Origin of the sequence: Virgibacillus sp. L01 (assembly GCF_052246775.1) — a bacterium.
In the GTDB taxonomy this organism is placed as follows: domain Bacteria; phylum Bacillota; class Bacilli; order Bacillales; family Amphibacillaceae; genus Lentibacillus.
The window spans coordinates 66364-85591 of record NZ_JBQQCP010000011.1 but is presented as its reverse complement, the minus strand read 5'-3'; the positions used below and the strand labels follow the sequence as shown (position 1 = coordinate 85591).

The window sequence follows — 19228 nt, the reverse complement described above, 5'->3', positions numbered from 1 at the left end:
CAGTAGCCTCTGCATTTTACCCAATTATCATTTTTTCCTTTGGATAATGATACTTTCCGCTTTTCTTGCTATTTTTAAACATAAATAAAAAGGTAATAATTCCTACTCTTCCAATAAACATTAAAATCATCATAACGACCTTGCTGAATGTCGAAAGTTCACTTGTAATTCCGAGCGATAGTCCAACGGTACCGAAAGCAGATGTAATTTCAAATAAAATTTCTGATAATCGGAATGGTTCAACAATAGACACAACCAGGACCGAGATAAATACAAAGATACCGGCCATAAGTGTTACCGTTACCGCTTTAAGTAAATCGTCATCATAAACCTCTCGCCTGAAAATCCGAATACTTCCTCCGCCTCTCGCATATGTAACCATAAATATGATAACCAGTGCGAAGGTCGTTGTGCGAATTCCTCCACCAGCACTGCTTGGAGATGCACCGATGAACATTAGAAATGACATAAAAAAGTGATTGGATTCAGTTAATTGACTAACATCCATCGTTGAAAGTCCGCCACTTCGAGTTGTTACAGACTGAAACAAGGAATAAAAAAAGATTTCATGCCATGATTTATCTGAGAAAAAATTTCCGATATCCAGAAGCATAATAAAAACAGTTCCAACTACGATTAAAACCAAAAAGGTTAATGTCGTTACTTTCGTAAATAATGTGAACCGCAAGTGTTGGCGTTCATCCGGGTTCGCAAACATATACTCCTTTAATTCAATTAATACAGGGTAACCGATTGCTCCAAAAATAATCAATAGCATATTAATGAATTGGACAAAGTAATCATCCTTGAAAGGAATTAACGATTGACCTGTTATATCAAATCCACCATTGGTTGTCGCACTAATTGCCCCAAAAAAACCTTGCATGTATGCTTCTTTTGCTGTAGGAAAATATTGGAGGAAATGGGTTCCTAAAATTATAAAGCCGAAAAATTCTATTGTTAAAATCACGAGTACAATTTGCTTAATTAACCGAACAAGGCCACCAAAGGTTGTCTGGTTTTGGTCTGTCATTATTAAACGGCGTTCACGTAGTCCGATTTTTTTACCAATTAATAACCAAATAAATGTTCCAACGGCCATTACACCTACGCCGCCAAGTTGAAGTATTACGGCTATCAGGAAAAAACCAGTTGTACTGAAGGTTTCTGCAATTGTAATTGTGCTAAGACCCGTTACACTGATAGCACTTACCGCAGTAAAAATCACATCTATAAATGGTATGTTTACCCCATCCTGATGAGCAACTGGCAACGCTAACATTAGGGTAGAAATAATTACAGCGATTAAATAAAATAATAGAATCAGCTGTACTGGTGATAGTTTATTTATCCAGCGAAAAATAGGGTTATTGTAAAACATAGCGTTGCTCCTTAGTAGCCTTCATTATGTATATCGGTTAATAAATAGAAATCTTAATAACATTATAGCAGTAGAGTGCAATATTTTCTCTCATTTTCGATATTTTCCATTTTATTATGTTGAATCTTAATAATTACAGTTCTGGTAAGACAACGGAAATAGAAAACTTGGCTTACCGCCAAGCCTTAGTTGCACTTATGCAGTAAGAAAGTATTTTTACTTTTATCTGCCAAAGGGAAAGGTCAGATTTCTCAATCTAACCTTTTTATAAATCGTCCTTAAATTTTGTTAATAATTCATCACCACTGTACCCTTGATCAATTAGTGATTTCAACTTCTCCTCCACAATACTTTTTCGTTGATCCACAATAGTCCCTTTAAAGAGGATATTCATATGTGCCCCTATTTCATTAATACCGATAAGACTTGTAATAAATGTTGCAGGCTCATTACTCTCTTTGGTAATCTTCACCTGAACTAACACTTCTTCCTGCTTATCTTTCAATTCCTGAAAAAAAATATAATAATTATGGAGAAGATATGCCTCTATTACCCAGCGGTTTTGTTCATCCTCACGGTTTATAACTAATCCATCCAATATAGGAAAAGACTGCTGAACCATACTTGAATCCTGGCTTTCGAGTATTTCCAGTGATGCAAGCTTGAAAGTTTTCATTTATCCTTTTCCTCCTCTAACCACCAATATAAGACATTTCAATTTTTTTACGATTATTATTCTTTTGCTCAGACCGTTCCTCAGAATAACGATCTTTTCTATTCCCCCATAAACCTGTTACTTCTTCTTCAAGCTGTTCATCAGTCAATTCGTTCCGCATTTTTTCTCGAATATCAAAACCACTTGACGCAAAAAGACAGGTATACAGCTTTCCATCTGCTGACAAACGAATCCGGGTGCATGTTCCACAAAAAGAATCGGAAACAGAGGAAATAACTCCTATCTCTCCGCCACCATCCTTATAGCGATATCTTGAGGCTACCTCCCCATAATAATTCTCTTCTGCAGGTTCAATTGGCATTTCTTTGTCAATCGTATCAATAATTTGTTTTTTGGTAATAACATTTTTAAAATCCCATCCATTATGATTACCAACATCCATAAACTCAATATAACGTAAAATCACATTAGTTCCTTTAAAATACCGTGCCATCGGAAGAATCTGGCTTTCGTTCATCCCTTTTTTGGCCACCATATTAATCTTCACTTCCAGCCCAGCTTTCTGCGCTGCCTCAATTCCTTTTAAAACAGGACGAGCTACGACACCTTTTCCGTTAATTTGCTTGAAAACCTCGTCCTCAATAGCATCAAGACTAATATTAACACGCTTTAGCCCAGCCTCTTTTAATTTTGTAGCTGTTTTTGGTAAAAAAACCGCATTTGTTGTGAGCGCAATATCTTTAATTCCGGGAATTGCTGTTAACTGTTCAATCAATTCATCCAGGTTTCTGCGCATAAGCGGTTCGCCACCTGTGATACGAATCTTTTCCACACCTAATTTCGCAAATGTTTTAGCTAATCGAACAATTTCTTCAAAGCTAAGTAACTCGCTTTCTGACAAAAACACATGATCCTCGCCGAATATCTCTTTTGGCATGCAATATGTACAGCGAAAATTACATTTATCAATTACAGAAATACGAAGGTCTTTCAATGCTCTACCCAAATGATCCTTTATTGGTTCTACTTGATTTGGCATTGTAACAGCTCCTTTATAGTAACTAAAATTCCTGTTGACCTTCACTATCATTTAATAGCAATAATTCAATTTTATCACCTGATTTGAAACCACGTGTGCCACCAGGTAATACCATTAACCCTGTTGTGTTTGCTAATGATGTTACAACATTAGATTTATCCATACCAGCCAGTCTCGCATTCACTTTACCATTTTCATAAGTTATATAATTTCGAACAAATCTCGTAAATGGGTTCGGCTTTGGAAAATCATCAGCTAATGTGCCCTTAATGCGTTTCAAATAAGGTTTCTGGCTAAATAAACTATGTTGTATAATTGGTCTGGCAAACAGCTCAAAACCCACATAACATGCTGAGGGATTTCCAGATAAGCCAAATAGCAATTTGTCTCCGCTAGATGCAACAGTTGTTACACTCCCTGGCCGCATCGCTACTTTATTGAAAAGCACATTTGCTTCAAGTTTCTCATATATGGCTGGCATTAAATCAAAATCACCAACAGAGACACCACCTGTAGTAATTAAAATATCTACTTCTTCCATAGCCTGTTTAATCGTCTGGTAACTAGGTTCAAACTCATCTGCAAGCTTTCCAAAGTATTTATATTCAGCCCCTGCTCTTAATATCTGTGATTCAATCATATACGCATTGGAGTTACGAATTTTTCCTGGCTTTAATGCTTCATCAACATCAAGCAATTCGGTACCAGTTGCAATCACCCCTACTACAGGTTTCTTTGCCACTTTCACTTCACTATATCCAAAGGTGGCCAATAATGCTTTAACACCAGGGTTGATTAGTGTTCCCCGATCAATAAGCTTTTCACCTTCTGTTACCTCGGATCCTGCTTCGATTATATTTTGACCAGCCTTCATTGTTCGTTTAATCGACATGTAGGCCTTATTACCTTTCTCATAAGCCTTACAAACCTCAAACATAGCAACGCAATCCGCACCCTCTGGAATTTTTGCCCCTGTCATAATTCGCGCTGCCTGACCTTGCTCTAATTGAATTGTTGGTACTTGGCCTGCACCAATATGTTCCACAACTTCAAATTCTACTGGATGTTCTAATCCTGCTTTTGTAGTATCTTTAGCACTAAAAGCAAAACCGTCATATGGTGATTTATTAAACGGTGGAACCGGATGGCTCGCTATAATAGTTTCTCCCAGTCTTCTATTATCACAATCATTGATTGAAACATATTCTGTAGAGCCCTGCTGACGATGACTCCATACGTGTTCAACCGCTTCTTGTACAGGAATTGGTTTTCGCATTTCTACCATTATGATCAAACCTTCCATTTCTAATCATTACCATCAGTGTAACAAATCTGGTCCAAAATTGATATTTCCGCACATGAATTTAAATAACAGATTTCTAAAAGATTGGTGCTTTATCCAAAGTAATGAATTCATAACGCAGTTTTTATAAAAATGCGACGTAACTGCTAGAATAATTTCTATAAACTCTCGTCCCACCATCTGGGATCGCTCCGGGCGGATGCGCACCTTAGGGCACGGCCTTGGCCTCCTTGCCCCGGCAAGGGGTATGCCGACGTTGTCCGCAAAGGACGATTTTAGTCGGCCTTCATTTAGTCGCACTGCGGGGGTCTTCGGACACGTGCTATTTCCGCAGGAGTCACCGCCCTCCGCTCACCCGGACTAGTGTTGCTGTCACACATTTATTCTATAGCGATTCCTAGCCCAGTCAACAGCGTAGGAAATACACGTAGACTCCTGTGCGAGCTGAGGCGAGGCCACTGAAAAACTACCATCTTTTTAACCAGGTAAAAATCAATTCCCAATTTTCATGCAATATTCACCTTATAGTGGAGAGTAATATATCATTTTACCTGTTATTCACTATATAAAGTGGGAATAAAATTTTCCAAAATATGTTTTTCAGCAGCCTCGAGCTGAGGCCTTGATGAAACTACGCAGCGACGTAGGAGCAAGGAGGCTCATCAGCCGCCCTAGGTGCGCAAAGTGTATTTTCGGAGCGGCATCATAGCACTCAAACTTTTTAAAAAGTACTTCGAGGATTAATGAGCCAACATAACTTACGAATTGGGCCAATTATTTAATAAATGTTTTAGTATTCTGACTGCCGGGTATTTAATTACCAACCCCTAGAAATAATCATAGTGATTATTAAATTGTGATTGAAAAGGAGTGCTAAGTGTGGATGAGCATAAAGATGTAGAAGTAGAACGTGTAGAAAAAAAGTCCGACTCCAGTAAAGTTGGAGTTGCTGTAATCAAATACGTAACATATTTAATCATATTCTTTGGGATTTTATGGTTCCTAATCAACTATGTATTCCAATTATTCTAAAATAAAATCAACCTAAACAGACATGAACACTAAAAAACATCACTTACGAGTGGTGTTTTTTCATTCATATCAGAACACTTAGCTTAGCGTTGAAGGGAGTCGTATACTGAAATATATTTTGCCGAAGATCATTTAGTCAGAATCTATGAAGTTGCTTTGACAGGAAACCAGCTTTCCTATTTAAGTTTTTGACCTACAAAAAGGTTTTCTTTATTGTATAATTAAAGATAAACTGAATGTGGGGGTGTTCATAATATCTATGCGATTGTTATGTCTAGGAGTGCTTTTCCTATTGACTGCTTGCAGCGAAGAGCCGGTAATTGTACAGAAAGATACGAAATTAGTTGACCCTAACCTGGATCCTGAGTTTGTGGAAGAACAAAATGAAGATGAAGAAGTTGATCAATATATCGAGTTCACCCTTCCTCAAGAAGAAGTTATGATCAATCTGGAAATGGTCCCAATCTTGGATGCATATTTACAAGCTACCCAAAGCCGCCAACAAGCACTAGATAAAATGAATATGTTTCGTATAAGTGCTACTGATAAAAATCTTTACTTACTTGAATTTTCCTGTCAGGATGAATTATGCTCTTATTTGTTACTTGATCAGACAATGGACAATCAAGCATATTTAGTCGCAGATTTAGCAAAATACATTCAGGCAAAGGTTTCACCAGATAACACAAAAATATTACTGCGCTTTAACAGAAAACTTAAAACTCCTGCTCCATACTCCAACATTGCTGTTATTGACCTAGAAGAATGGGAACTAATGCCACTGGTTAACGAGACAAACGATAAAGATATTCTTAACTATAAATGGCCAATCTTATCTGCCGATTGGGTGGATGAAGACACAATCTCAGTTTCTCATCCAGATTTGACGGAAGCATCACCCGAAAATATAGAAAAATGGCACGAAGGTAAAAGGCCAACAATTAGTATTGATCTAACACTAGATACAAACATTTAAAGGAGATACAGATAATGAACGATACAATCAATTTAATTAGTAATCATCGCTCTATTAGAAAATTTAAGAATAAAAAGTTAACCACTGAACAAATACATACCATTATCGGTGCGTCAAAGCAAGCCTCAACGTCAAGTTATGTCATGGCCTATACCGTTATTGGTATTACAGATGAAACTGTAAAAGCAAAGTTAAAGGAAGTATCCGGACAGGAATACGTTGCAGAAAACGGACATTTCTTCGTTTTCTGTGCTGATTTAAATCGTATCTATCAACAGGCTTCTGCAATAGAACAAGAGGAAATGCAGGAAAGCATAGAAAGTACAGAACAATTCCTTGTGTCAACAGTAGACACAGCATTGGTCGCCCAAAATACTGTCATTGCTGCAGAATCTATGGGGTTGGGAACATGTTTCATAGGTAGTCTCCGGAATAATATCAAACGAGTTAATGATATATTGGAACTTCCCGAACATGTCGTTCCCCTGTTTGGTATGGCAGTTGGCTATCCTGATGAAAATCCTGACAAGAAACCACGTCTACCTATTGAGGTCGTTTACCATGAGAATAAATATAATAAAGACCATCAATCCCAGCAGGAATTAATAGACAGTTTCAACGAAGAACTTAAAATGTATTACCAAACTAGAGCAAATAATGCCCGCACAGACACATGGTCAGAGCAAATGGTTCGAAAATACAAAAAAGCAATCCGAATGGACGTTACTACATTTATTAAAAATAAAAAACTAAATAAGCGATAAAATGAAGTGAAAAAACAGCATCCGTTTTAATTCGGCATGCTGTTTCTTAATTGAACGTTAATTTTTCCTCGTAATTTATTTTTATTTCTTCTCCTTCCACCTTAAATTTTGACTCACAAAACAGTGTATATTCACCTCTGTCCGGTGATTCAAACGTTTTAGATCCTTGAGGATGATAACTGCTTCCTGAAGTTAGCGTTCTTGATACATTACTTCCAGTATAATCATGATTTTTGTGCTTCAGTGATACAGATATAAGCGGAGTTTGATGTGTTATTTCAACCTGTTCCTCCCCTACAAACTGGATGGAACGGAATACTTGAAATCCTTCATCCATTTTTTCTACGCGTATATGTAAGATAAAGTTATCTTTTTGTATCTCCTTACTTTGGTTAACTGCCAACTCTGCCCCGGCCTGCTCGTAAAACCAATAAAATGAGATCAATACACATACCGACAAAACAAAAAGCCCAAATACCCCTTTTTTCATTTTTCACTCTCCTATCTTATATATAAGACGTATAGACCTGGCAAAAAGTTTCCATTTATTATTATTTTTTAAAATTAAAAATAGATAATAGGTAAAAAATAGAAAGTATAATAACCGGCATTTTATTAAATTATATATAGTGAAGCGCAAATAAAGGAGGATATATATGACAGTATCAAGCCAGGTTAAACAAACAATAGCAGGTCTTAAAAGTGCACAGGCTAGTTTTGAACAGTTCGCATTGGAAACAGAGAATAAACAAGCGAAACAACTTTATGAGAATGCTGCACAGCAAACTGAATCTATTTTACAAAGTGTTGAACCTAGAGTAACACAAATTGAGCAAGAAGAACCACAATATAAAGGAATGTAAATACATGAAAAATGAGGTTGGTTTCTTATACCAGCCTCTAACAATGGGAGGATTGTAATATGAAAGCTTATCGATTTTTGTTTATAATCGGCATGATACTTTTCCTAATAGGTTGTAATCCAAATACGGATACCTCCCAGAGTGGTCCCAATGATGGGGTTGATTTCACCAATATTTCTACTAAGGGATCGATTGATCAATCCATCTCAAATAATGCGAAGCAAAGTCTTAGTCAGCATAAAGAAATAACAACTATAAATGCAGTAAATACAGAGAAAAAACTGGTGATTGCATTTGAAGTACACCACAATGAGCGCTTCCGTTTAGCGAAATTCCGGAAAAAGATGCAGAAGAAAATGGAAAAAGTTTTCCCTGATCATAAAATCGAATTATCAACAGATAAGAAAATAGTGATTGAAACAAACAAGCTTGAAAAAAAAATAAGGCAAGGCAATATCTCAAAAAAGAAACTTAAGAAAGAGGTAAAGCATTTAATTAAACTTATGAATGAACAAACATAAGGAAAAGAGTGAGTAGTTCATGGCAGATAAGAAAAAGAAAAACCTACCACCTAGTGCACAAAAGTACCAAGCATTTCAACAAGATAGAGAAGTTAAGAGACCCCTCTTAAAAAACTGTATTAAGGCTTTTTTTGTAGGTGGATTCATTTGTTTTATCGGCCAGATAATTTCAACAATCTATATTTATTTCTTCGACTTTACTGAACAAACTGTCGGGAATCCAACTGTTGCTACCTTGATATTTATTACAATGCTTCTAACAGGCTTTGGAATATATGACCGAATTGGGCAATTCGCCGGTGCCGGTTCAGCTGTCCCTGTTACCGGCTTTGGAAATGCAGTGATATCTGCTGCTATCGAACACCGTACCGAAGGATTTGTATTAGGAGTCGGTGGAAATATGTTTAAATTGGCGGGATCTGTCATTCTGTTTGGTGTTTTTTCCGCTTTTGTTATTGCATTAATTAAAACAATACTCATTCAGTGGGGTGGATTATAATGCTAACAGGACATCGCACTTGGATTTTTGAAAATAAACCAGTCATTATTTCAACCGGCACTGTAGGTGGACCTTTTGAAGCTGAAGGGAGTATCCCTAAAGACTTTGACCTTTTACATGATGATATGTGGCTTAAGCAATCAACCTTTGAAAAAGCGCAACGAACCATGATGGAAGAAGCAACGCAAATCGCTGTAAAAAACAGTTTGATTGATAAAGAACAGGTCCAGTTCTTTATTAGTGGGGATCTAATCAATCAAATAACACCATCAAGTTTTACAGCTAAAACATTGGATGTGCCATATTTTGGCTTATTTAGTGCCTGTGCAACCTCAATGGAAAGCTTGGCACTGTCGGCATTTATTATCAATGGGAGTGGAGCTGATTATATTTTAAGTGGTGCTTCCAGCCATAATGCCGCCACCGAAAAACAATTCAGGTACCCTACTGAATATGGTGGTCAAAAACCACCTACAGCACAGTGGACAGTAACTGGTGCAGGATGTGCGCTTGTAGCAAAAGAAGGAGATGGGCCAAGAATTACATCTGCAACAATTGGTAAAGTTGTTGATATGGGTATGACTGATCCATTTAACATGGGAGGCGCAATGGCTCCAGCTGCAGTTGACACGATTGAGCAACATCTGCAGGAACGTGATGTTGACCCATCCTATTATGACTTAATCATTACGGGGGACCTTGGTCATGTTGGCCGAGAAATAACAATCGATCTTTTGCAGAAAAGAAACATTGCAATTACAGAAGATAACTTCAAAGATTGCGGGTTAACCATCTATCGGGAAGGTCAACCGGTTCTTGCAGGCGCAAGCGGGGCTGCTTGTTCCTCAGTTGTCGTATATGGTCACTTTTTAAATCTTATGAAACAGCAGAAGCTTAATCGAATTCTCGTTGTTGCAACAGGTGCCCTGCATTCACCACTTAGCGTGCAGCAAGGTGATTCAATTCCTTGTATTGCACATGCAGTTTCTATCGAATCAGGAAGTGATATACAATGATTTTTTTCTGGGCATTTGTTGTCGGAGGGCTAATTTGTGTAATCGGCCAAATTATGTTTGATGTATTTAAATTTAATCCTGGACTTACCCTCAGTATTCTCGTAGTTTCCGGAGCAATTTTGGACGGATTCGGCCTATATGAACCGTTAATTGATTTTGCAGGTGCAGGTGCAACAGTCCCCATTACAAGCTTCGGTAACTCACTTGTCCATGGGGCAATGGCAGAAGCTGAAAAACATGGTCTGATTGGGGTTGTGACAGGAATGTTTGAAGTCACCAGTTCTGGTATTTCAGCTGCTATAATTTTTGGAATGATTGGGGCAATTATTTTTAAACCGAAAGGATAAATAAAGATGACTGTAGGCTCACAAGTAAAAGGTTGTTTTTCGTCTGTTAAAAGTGTTGAAGCATCACTTCTCTCATTAGAAAGTAAAACACAGAATCAAGAAGCACAGGAATGTTTCCATGAAGTGCAAAGTATTATTGCTGATATAAAAACAGACCTGGAAAAACAGGTAATATATTTATCACAACAGGAACCTCAATATAAGAACTAAAGGAGTGATACTATGCCAGGCTGGGTTGAAATCCTAATACGATCATTAAGTTTATTGATTGCTTTGTTTTTTATTACCAAAATGCTTGGTAAAAAACAAATGTCCCAACTTGATATCTTTCAATACATAACTGGAATTGTTATTGGAAGTATTGTCGCAACACATGTGACAGATTTGACAACCCATTTCGAGTATGCACTTATTGCACTATCAGTATGGTTTCTGGTCCCACTTGGGTTAGAATATATAGCATTAAAAAGTAAAAGAGTGCGCAATTTTACTCAAGGGAAAGGCACTGTATTTATTCAAAATGGTAAAATAATGGAGGAAAATTTAAAAAAAGAACGTTACACGACTGATGACCTGCTAGAAGAATTGCGTAACAACAACATGTATAAGGTAGCGGATGTCGAGTTTGCTGTTTTAGAGCCAACTGGAAAGGTTAATGTATTACCTAAAAAAGAAAACCAGCCAGTGACAGTTAAGGATATTGGCTTAAAACCAGCTCCAGAAAAAGAGCCCCAAACAGTTGTCATGGACGGACATGCGTTACTCGAGCCTTTATCAAATGCTTCACTAAACACCAACTGGCTTGAAACCGAATTAGACAAAATGGATGTCAGTATTGAAAATGTGTTTTTAGGTCAAGTTGATAGTGATGGACAATTAACCGTAGATTTATATGATGACAAAATTGCTGTACCTAGTCCGAGTGAAAAACCGCTGCTTCTAGCTACGATGAAGAAAAGCCAAGCAGATCTTGAATTATTTGCACTGGCCACCGAGAATCAGGAAACGAAAAATATGTATGAAAAAAATAGCCAGAAAATGCAGGAGGCAATTGACAAGGTTTCTCCATATCTCTAAAAAAAGACTCTCTTGCCATAAAAGAGAGCCTTTACTGTCTATTCACTTACTACAATTGCAACATTTCCAAACTGCTTGCCTTGTTCAAGGTAACTCATCGCGTCCTTTGCATTATCCAGGGAAAATGTACGATCCACAACTGGATGTGTTTTAAAGTTCTCAATGTGCTTCAGCATTGCACGAAGCTCTTGTCTGCTTCCCATTGTTGAACCGAATAATTGATATTGTCCATAGAAGAATTTCCGTAAATTCAAATCGATTGTATCCTCAGTCGTAGCACCAAACGCTACAATACGACCACCCTTCTTCAGTACATCCAATGAACGATTAAAGGTAGCTCTTCCCACACTTTCAATTACTAAATCAATTGTTTCATGCTTTAACTCCTCATTCCAGTCACTGTTTGTATCCAGAACAATATCAGCACCTAATTCTTTGGCCTGCTGACGTTTTTCTGGACTGCGGGAAGTTACAATCACTTTTGCCCCTACATTTTTGGCGAACTGAATAAGATATGTCGCAACTCCACTTCCAGCACCGGGAATAAACAGCGTATCCCCTTCTTTAAGATCCCCTTTTGTGAACAATGCACGATAACCGGTTAAAGCAGGTAATGCTAGAACTCCCGCCTCTTCCCACGTGAGATGCTCTGGCTTTGCTTCCACCTGTTCAGCAGGCAGCACAATTTTTTCCGTAAATGTTCCATTATCAGGCATTCCAAGAATGTCAAATCCCTTTGGAGGCGCATCGCTATTTTCGTACCATTGAAGTGAAGGATTAATAATTACTTCATCTCCAATTGAAAAATCTGTAACGCCTTCCCCTACTGATTCAATTATACCAGCACCGTCAGACCCAAGAATTAATGCACTCGCATCATCTCCTCTACGTTTCGGAACCGAGATATCACGTCGGTTTAATCCAGCAGTTCGTATTGACACTGTAACTTGTCCGTGATCTGCAAACGGATCTGCCATATCTTTTAGTTTTGTTTCTCCAAACTCATGCACAAATGCTTTCATACCTAGTCATCCTTTCACAAAATATTTACTAAAATCATTAAGTTGTTGTTTGTCCATTATATCATGTGAAAATAATGGCACATAAATCAATTGCTGTTTCGTAAACGTCTCTTTTATAGTATCCATATATTGTTGTTCATGCCCTTTACGTTGAAGTAAGAAATCACCATCCACATCATCTGGCAATACTTTATTTACGATTAATGTTTTCACATGAAGATGATATTTATCAAGTAATTCAATTGCTTTTTGGGTTTCCAGAATTGGTAAACGTTCAGGATTCATTACAAAGACAAACCCGGTAACCTTGCCATCCAGTAAAACTTCCCTCGCTTTAGAAAATCGTTCCTGACGTGTCTTCAGCACATCATAAATGGGGTCTTCAATCGGATCTCCATCATTTAATAATTGTGTATAGTTTTCATTTGTCTTTTGCCGCTTTTGTAACATTCCTTCAATCCATACTCCCATTAGCTCTGGTAATGAAAGCAGGCGGATCGTGTGCCCTGTCGGAGCTGTATCAAAAATAAGTTTATCATAATGCTCACTTTCTTCTAAGATGATTGAAATTAATTTATCAAATAATGCAGCTTCATCTGCGCCTGGGGAAGCCTTTGCCGTATCCAATTGGCGATATACCTCTTCCATCATACCAGAATGGACTACACCCTTTAAATTTTCTTTTACCCCTTTAATATAATTATTTGTCTCTATTTCCGGGTCAATCTCCAGAGCCGAAAGATTATCTGAAACCTTAGTTGTCTTCCCTCCAATTGACAGATTAAAAATATCCCCTAAATTATGTGCAGGGTCTGTAGATATAAGCAGCGTATTATTCCCCTCTTCTGCAGACTTCCATGCAATTGCTGCAGCCGAAGTAGACTTTCCGACACCGCCTTTTCCGCCAACAAAAATAATTTTCTTCTCTAAGACTTCCATATTCAAACTCCTTTTCAATGACGCTTTTGTATTTAACAGCAGCGGATTCCTGTCATTGGTGATTTCTCCATTCCCATACGTAAATGCCAATCGTGGAAACGCTCCATCATATATGGATATAATTCAAGTGTATAGTAATAAACAGGATTAGGAATTCCAATCATCTCAGAATACAAAAGCAGCAAAAACAGGTCATCCTGGTCTCTTAACTCCCTTGCGATTTCCTGACGGTGCGGCATATTTAATACTTCTTCATAATATTCGATGAGCATCTTTAGTTTATCTAACACGCTTCCCACCTCTTTTCCGATAATCAGAAAAGGGATCACTGTTTAGATGATCCCTTCTCTCTTTAACTTATTTCTTACTTAATCATTTTATCATCGGTATCAATATCCTGATCCATTTTACCCGTTAATGCTGTAAATGCGGTTAAGATAATCCATACCGCGAATACGAATATGATTGCCCCAAAGACAAAGAGTAATGTGCTCGAGCTTGAACCCCACCAGGACCATTGAAATACGACCTGCTGGAACATAGCCCACAGTGTCATAAACATCAGGAATACCATCGGGATGAATGTTATCATATAGTTTCTGCCTTGCCGTTTCAGCCAAATGGAAATCAGCAATAAACTAATCCCTGCGAGTAACTGGTTAGATGTCCCGAAAAGTGGCCAAAGCAGATATCCACCTGATCCAAAACCTTTTGGACCTTCTGGCAGTAATACTAATGCCGCACTTGAGACAACAGCAATAGAAGTTGCAACATGTGTTTTTGTAAGTGCCGGCATTTTATATTCAATACCAAGTTCAGCTATAATATAGCGCATTAAACGAACTGATGTATCCAATGTTGTTGCAGCGAAGCTCACTACAATTACAGATACAATTGTTGCTGCTACATCTGGCGGAATCATTAATCCTGTTGCTAGTTGTCCGGCTCCCTGAACAAACACATTAAGTCCTGCACCGCCTGCTGCTGCAAAACTGCTGTATGTTGCCAGAAATTCATCGGTACTCGAGAAGAATGTTACAACAGCAATGATTGAAATCAATGCTAATGCCCCTTCACCTACAGCACCCAAATACCCAACAAATCTTGCTTCGGTTTCGTTGTTTAATTGTTTACTGGAAGTACCACTCGATACCAAACCGTGGAAGCCTGATATAGCACCGCACGCAATCGTGATAAATAATAGCGGGAACCACGATACATCAGTATTAGTATGTGTTAATGGAGCTGTAATTTCCGGATTTGAAAATAGTAAGCCCAAATACAAAATCGCAAGTCCTACAATTAACTGATGTGAATTAATGAAGTCCCGCGGCTGCAGTAACTTCCACACAGGTAATGTAGAAGCGATATATACATATATCATAAGTATAATAATCCAGATGAAAAATGCTGTTGAAACGGCACCAAGGCCAAATAGTCCTGTAGAACCTTCACCGCCCATATACTGTACCAGATCAATTTGCATAAAATCGACTCTGCTTGCAATTACTGCAGTAATATACATAACGGCCAAAGCCAGCAACGATGGAATAAGCATTTTTTGCTTCCGTTTATATACTGCAACACCTATCCAGATTGCTAATGGAATTTGAATAAATACCGGAATAACACTGGCCGGGAATGAAATAAACAGATTTGCAATTACCCATGCAAACACTGCGTTAACCATTAAGACCAGAATAAGAATAATGAATAAAAATAAGATCTTTGCTCGTTGCCCGATAAGTTTATTTGCTAGCGTACCAATCGATTGACCCTTGTTACGAACAGATAATACAAGTGTTCCAAAGTCGTGCACACCTGCAGCAAACACTGTCCCAAGGATTACCCATAAGATTGCTGGGAGCCACCCCCAATAAACTGCAATAGCCGGTCCAACAATTGGCGCCGCACCCGCAACTGACGTAAAATGGTGCCCCCACAAAACAAATTTATTTGTAGGCACAAAATCCACACCATCTTTATACTGATGTGCTGGTGTTACATAGTTGGGATCCAACTTGAAAATCTTATCTGCAACAAATTTTGAATAATAACGATAACCAAGTGCAAAAACAAGTATCCCGATTACCGCAACCAATATACTACTCACCTTCTCAACCTCCCCCAAGTTATTTGGTTTGTCTTCTTGTCTTCTAAAAAACGTCAGACATACCTAGTAAAATCTATGTGAAAACGATACTAAATAGTACAACTTCATCTTACTGAATAATTATGCATTAATGCAAATATTTTGAATCAAAAACGTATTCTTATTTATTTTACATTTTGGATTCTGGAAAAACTTCTTTAAAAAATTGCCTCAAAAGTTGCCTGCAGCAACCTTTGAGGATTCAGTTTTTATTCTCTACCCATCCCACGTAAAAACTGCAGCAGCATCGTAACACTGCGATTAATCTCCGGATCCTTTAATGCTTTCAAAAGGTCCATATATGATGTCTTATGAGAATCCTCAGATGTACTTGCGACTTCCATACCAGTGTTAAGCTTATCAGCAAAATATTTAATTTCATCCACTTTGAGATCACCAATAAACAAAAAGAGTTTGCTCAGGTTTTCCAAGGTCCCTGAATATTGCGGTTTATTTAACTCCTCCATTACATTTTCCAAAGCATCCTCTTTATGTTTTACCAAGGCATTTACTGTATCCAACGAGCCACTTTTATTAAGCGTCGCTAACAAATCAATTCCTTTTAAAATTGCCTCTTTGTTTTCGCTGACCGCCTGAGAGACTTCGTCAAGATTCCGTTCTTTCGTGGTTTCTTCAGGAATTTCCTTTCGTTTAATATTGGTTATCGGATTAGACATCATGCTTCACCTGACTTCCCGGGAAAATATAGTCATCACGATCCCATTTATCCTCTACCTTAACACTAATCTGCGGTTGTGGATTTCCCCGCCGATAGTTATTTGGTGGTAAGGGACTTTTCCCTTTTTTCTTTATAACATCCATTTTAACCGCTATTTCCTTGTAGGAAGGAGTGTTCGTATCCTTATCCACATTGTTGTCAGTTAAATAATTGACAGCTGATTTACCATTATCATTTAATGGCAGGTAGAGTTCTTTACCACGCACTCGATCTGTAATATGAGCAATTCCGGTCGCTTCTCCAGCATCAGAAGTCAGCTTAACTTCTGCACCTTCTTTAATTCCCCGTTCCTCAGCTAATTCAGGTGAAACTTCAATAAATGCGTTAGGCATTTTACTTGTTATGCCTTTTGATTTATATGTCATATTGCCCTCATGAAAATGTTCCAGCACTCTTCCATTATTCACATGCAAATCATATTTTTCATTTGTATCATATTTTAATTCATATTCGAGTGGGTACAATCTTGCTTTATGATCATCAAACGGAAATCCATCAATGTACAGAAGTGGTGTATCTGTTCCATCGGCATCAACCGGCCATTGCAGGCTATTATAGTCTGTTAATCTAGCATAACTTACCCCCGCAAATAATGGTGCAAGTGATGCTGCCTCATCCATAATTTCCGATGGATCAGAATAGTCCCAGTCATACCCGAACTTATTTGCAATGTCCATAATTATTTGCCAATCGGGATGGGAATCTCCCACAGGATCTAATGCCCTGTACAAGCGTTGAATACGTCTTTCTGTATTCGTAAAGGTTCCTTCTTTTTCAAGGCTTGGAACAGCTGGTAAAATAACATCAGCATATTCTGCTGTCTTTGTTAAAAATAAATCTTGAATAACAAAGAAGTCGAGTTTTTCAAATGCAGCGGTAACGTAATTAATATTTGCATCAACTATTCCCGTATCCTCCCCCAGCACATATAAAGCATTCAAACTCCCTTCATGGATTGCCTTGATCATTTCATGATTATCCTTACCTGGTTCACTAGGAAGTTCTGTTCCCCAGGCATCTTCATAGCGCCCGCGAACATCATCATCTGCAACCTTTTCATACCCAGGGAGGAAGTTCGGCATACTACCGAAATCACTGCATCCTTGGACATTGTTATGCCCCCGTAATGGATATGCCCCTGTACCACTTCGCATATAGTTTCCGGTGATTAATAATAGATTTGAGATTGCTGTACTTGTATCACTCCCTAGCTGATGCTGGGTTACTCCCATCGCCCAGCAAATTGCAAGTTTATCAACACTTACAATCTGTTCCGCAATTTCAATTAATTCCTTTTTGGATATGCCTGTTAATTCTTCAGCATATTCCAGTGTGAACTTACGCAAAGATTCCCTATATTCCTCAAAACCATTCACCCATTTATCAACAAACGTACGATTTTCCCAGCCTTGATCGATAATATATTTTGTTACTGCAGATAGCCAAACTAGATCTGTTCCACTTTTAGGCTGGAAAAACCTGTCAGCCCGCTGTCCCATTTCATGTTTCCGTAAATCAAAAACATACAGCTTTTGACCAAATAACTTTTGCGAGCGCTTAATGCGTGAACCAAGCACTGGATGTGATTCGGTCGTATTAGAACCTATCGTTATAACCATTTCCGCCTCAGCAATATCATCAATTGAGCCTGAGTCCCCGCCATGTCCTACAGTTCGAAAAAGACCTTTAGTAGCCGGTGACTGACAATAGCGTGAGCAGTTATCGATATTGTTTGTTCCGATTACCTGTCGTGCCAATTTTTGCATCAAATAAGATTCTTCATTAGTTGCTTTAGATGAAGAAATAAATCCAAGTGCATCTGCACCATTACCATCCTTAACCTCAGAAAAACGCTTCACAACATAATCTAGTGCTTCATCCCATTCTACCTCCACAAAAGATTCGCCATCACGAATCAATGGCTTCGTCAATCGTTCATCCGAATTCACATAATCCCATCCAAACTTTCCTTTAATACAGGTAGAAATGCCGTTTGCGGGTGAATCTTGCTGTGGTTCTACTTTCAAAACTTTACGATACTTTGTCCAAACATCAAATGTGCAGCCGACACCACAGTATGTACAAACAGTCTTAGTCTTTTCAATCCGTTCTTCACGCATAGACGCTTCCGTGTCAGAAACCGCAAATAAAGGTCCATATCCTGGTTCTGCCTTTTTCGTTAGATCAATCATGGACCGTAACAGTCCAGGACTATGATCGGTCATATACCCTGCTTCGCCAACCATTGATGTTTCCATTAAGGCATTACACGGGCATACAGTGACACATTGTCCACATCCCACACAAGATGAATCATCAATAGGTACGTCGTTATCCCAGACAACGCGCGGCTTCTCTCTTTTCCAATCAATTAGTAGTGTTTCATTGACCTGGATATCCTGGCATACTTCAACACACCGTCCACACAATATACACTGGTCCGGATCATATCGATAAAAAGGACTTGAATTGTCAATCTCATATGGTTTCGCCTCAAATGGTCTTGACTGGTGCTCCAACCCGAATTCTGCAACTGTATTATGAATCTCACATGTGCCATTGTTATAGTCACAGACAGTACAGTACAACTCATGCTTTTCCAGTATTCGGTCGAGGGCTTCTTTTTGAGCTGTATTCACTGGCTCAATTGTTGTATTTACTTCCATACCAGGTGCAACTGTTGTTCCACATGCACGCACAATTTGACCGTCAACTTTTACCATACAGGTATCACATGTTTGTACAGGTCCCAGTGACTCGTTGTAACAGATTTGTGGCACAAACTCGCTTGTGGTGTTAATCAAATCCAATAGATTTTGGTTATTTTCTGCTAAGTATTCTTCTCCATTTAACTTAACAACAATATGGTTCTGATTTTGCAC

21 protein-coding genes are annotated in these 19228 nt (G+C 38.3%); 10 read left to right on the top strand and 11 right to left on the bottom strand.

Annotation, left to right across the window (positions count from 1 at the left end; translation table 11 throughout):
- Positions 1-16: 16 nt before the first annotated feature.
- The 4 genes from ACTWQM_RS17490 to ACTWQM_RS17475 form a co-directional block, all read right to left on the bottom strand.
- Positions 17-1381: a TrkH family potassium uptake protein gene (locus ACTWQM_RS17490; RefSeq protein ID WP_443259446.1), complete on the bottom strand. Its 1365-nt coding sequence runs from the start codon at positions 1379-1381 to the stop codon at positions 17-19.
- Between the two features lie 265 nt (positions 1382-1646).
- Complete coding sequence (locus ACTWQM_RS17485; RefSeq protein ID WP_443259445.1) at positions 1647-2057, bottom strand: YwpF-like family protein; 411 nt, start codon at positions 2055-2057, stop codon at positions 1647-1649.
- 16 nt (positions 2058-2073) lie between these two features.
- Positions 2074-3096 carry a GTP 3',8-cyclase MoaA gene (moaA, locus tag ACTWQM_RS17480; RefSeq protein ID WP_443259444.1) on the bottom strand — a complete coding sequence of 341 codons (1023 nt, stop codon included), beginning with the start codon at positions 3094-3096 and terminating at the stop codon, positions 2074-2076.
- Between the two features lie 22 nt (positions 3097-3118).
- Positions 3119-4381, bottom strand: a complete 1263-nt coding sequence (locus ACTWQM_RS17475) for a molybdopterin molybdotransferase MoeA (RefSeq protein ID WP_443259443.1) — start codon at positions 4379-4381, stop codon at positions 3119-3121.
- 897 nt (positions 4382-5278) lie between these two features.
- Between ACTWQM_RS17475 and ACTWQM_RS17470 the strand changes: the two genes are divergently transcribed.
- From ACTWQM_RS17470 to nfsA, 3 genes are all read left to right on the top strand, one after another.
- Positions 5279-5431, top strand: coding sequence for a hypothetical protein (locus ACTWQM_RS17470; RefSeq protein WP_175476805.1), 153 nt, complete (start codon positions 5279-5281; stop codon positions 5429-5431).
- 292 nt (positions 5432-5723) lie between these two features.
- Positions 5724-6407: a hypothetical protein gene (locus ACTWQM_RS17465; protein WP_443259442.1), complete on the top strand. Its 684-nt coding sequence runs from the start codon at positions 5724-5726 to the stop codon at positions 6405-6407.
- 14 nt (positions 6408-6421) lie between these two features.
- Positions 6422-7171, top strand: a complete 750-nt coding sequence (gene nfsA, locus ACTWQM_RS17460) for an oxygen-insensitive NADPH nitroreductase (protein WP_443259440.1) — start codon at positions 6422-6424, stop codon at positions 7169-7171.
- Positions 7172-7217: 46 nt separating this feature from the next.
- Here the strand turns inward: nfsA and ACTWQM_RS17455 are convergent, their stop codons facing one another.
- Complete coding sequence (locus ACTWQM_RS17455; RefSeq protein ID WP_443259438.1) at positions 7218-7661, bottom strand: hypothetical protein; 444 nt, start codon at positions 7659-7661, stop codon at positions 7218-7220.
- Between the two features lie 166 nt (positions 7662-7827).
- On the opposite strand from ACTWQM_RS17455, the gene ACTWQM_RS17450 reads away from it, so the two are divergent.
- From ACTWQM_RS17450 to ACTWQM_RS17420, 7 genes are read left to right on the top strand one after another with little or no spacing between them, the layout of a single operon-like run.
- Complete coding sequence (locus ACTWQM_RS17450) at positions 7828-8034, top strand: DUF1657 domain-containing protein (protein ID WP_375053481.1); 207 nt, start codon at positions 7828-7830, stop codon at positions 8032-8034.
- A 59-nt stretch (positions 8035-8093) separates the two neighbouring features.
- Positions 8094-8555 (top strand): YhcN/YlaJ family sporulation lipoprotein, encoded by a 462-nt coding sequence (locus ACTWQM_RS17445; protein ID WP_443259437.1) that lies wholly within the window; start codon positions 8094-8096, stop codon positions 8553-8555.
- 19 nt (positions 8556-8574) lie between these two features.
- Positions 8575-9054, top strand: coding sequence for a stage V sporulation protein AC (gene spoVAC, locus ACTWQM_RS17440; protein WP_443259436.1), 480 nt, complete (start codon positions 8575-8577; stop codon positions 9052-9054).
- Complete coding sequence (spoVAD, locus tag ACTWQM_RS17435) at positions 9054-10070, top strand: stage V sporulation protein AD (RefSeq protein ID WP_443259435.1); 1017 nt, start codon at positions 9054-9056, stop codon at positions 10068-10070. The genes spoVAC and spoVAD overlap by 1 nt, the downstream gene beginning before the upstream one ends.
- Positions 10067-10417 carry a stage V sporulation protein AE gene (gene spoVAE, locus ACTWQM_RS17430; RefSeq protein ID WP_092493148.1) on the top strand — a complete coding sequence of 117 codons (351 nt, stop codon included), beginning with the start codon at positions 10067-10069 and terminating at the stop codon, positions 10415-10417. The genes spoVAD and spoVAE overlap by 4 nt, the downstream gene beginning before the upstream one ends.
- Positions 10418-10423: 6 nt before the next feature.
- Positions 10424-10627, top strand: a complete 204-nt coding sequence (locus ACTWQM_RS17425) for a DUF1657 domain-containing protein (RefSeq protein WP_443259434.1) — start codon at positions 10424-10426, stop codon at positions 10625-10627.
- Between the two features lie 12 nt (positions 10628-10639).
- Positions 10640-11494, top strand: a complete 855-nt coding sequence (locus ACTWQM_RS17420; RefSeq protein WP_443259433.1) for a DUF421 domain-containing protein — start codon at positions 10640-10642, stop codon at positions 11492-11494.
- Positions 11495-11532: 38 nt separating this feature from the next.
- On the opposite strand, the gene ACTWQM_RS17415 is transcribed toward ACTWQM_RS17420, so the two are convergent.
- The 6 genes from ACTWQM_RS17415 to fdhF all read right to left on the bottom strand — a co-directional run bounded on the left by ACTWQM_RS17415 (position 11533) and on the right by fdhF (position 19228).
- The gene (locus ACTWQM_RS17415) at positions 11533-12516 is read right to left on the bottom strand and encodes a zinc-binding dehydrogenase (RefSeq protein WP_443259432.1); all 984 of its coding nucleotides are present in this window, start codon (positions 12514-12516) and stop codon (positions 11533-11535) included.
- Positions 12517-12522: 6 nt separating this feature from the next.
- The gene (locus ACTWQM_RS17410; protein WP_443259431.1) at positions 12523-13455 is read right to left on the bottom strand and encodes an ArsA family ATPase; all 933 of its coding nucleotides are present in this window, start codon (positions 13453-13455) and stop codon (positions 12523-12525) included.
- 32 nt (positions 13456-13487) lie between these two features.
- Positions 13488-13727: a cory-CC-star protein gene (locus ACTWQM_RS17405; RefSeq protein ID WP_443259459.1), complete on the bottom strand. Its 240-nt coding sequence runs from the start codon at positions 13725-13727 to the stop codon at positions 13488-13490.
- Positions 13728-13819: 92 nt separating this feature from the next.
- Positions 13820-15568: a carbon starvation CstA family protein gene (locus ACTWQM_RS17400; protein WP_443259430.1), complete on the bottom strand. Its 1749-nt coding sequence runs from the start codon at positions 15566-15568 to the stop codon at positions 13820-13822.
- A gap of 248 nt (positions 15569-15816) precedes the next feature.
- Complete coding sequence (locus tag ACTWQM_RS17395) at positions 15817-16284, bottom strand: DUF1641 domain-containing protein (protein WP_443259429.1); 468 nt, start codon at positions 16282-16284, stop codon at positions 15817-15819.
- Complete coding sequence (gene fdhF / locus ACTWQM_RS17390) at positions 16277-19228, bottom strand: formate dehydrogenase subunit alpha (RefSeq protein ID WP_443259428.1); 2952 nt, start codon at positions 19226-19228, stop codon at positions 16277-16279. The genes ACTWQM_RS17395 and fdhF overlap by 8 nt, the downstream gene beginning before the upstream one ends.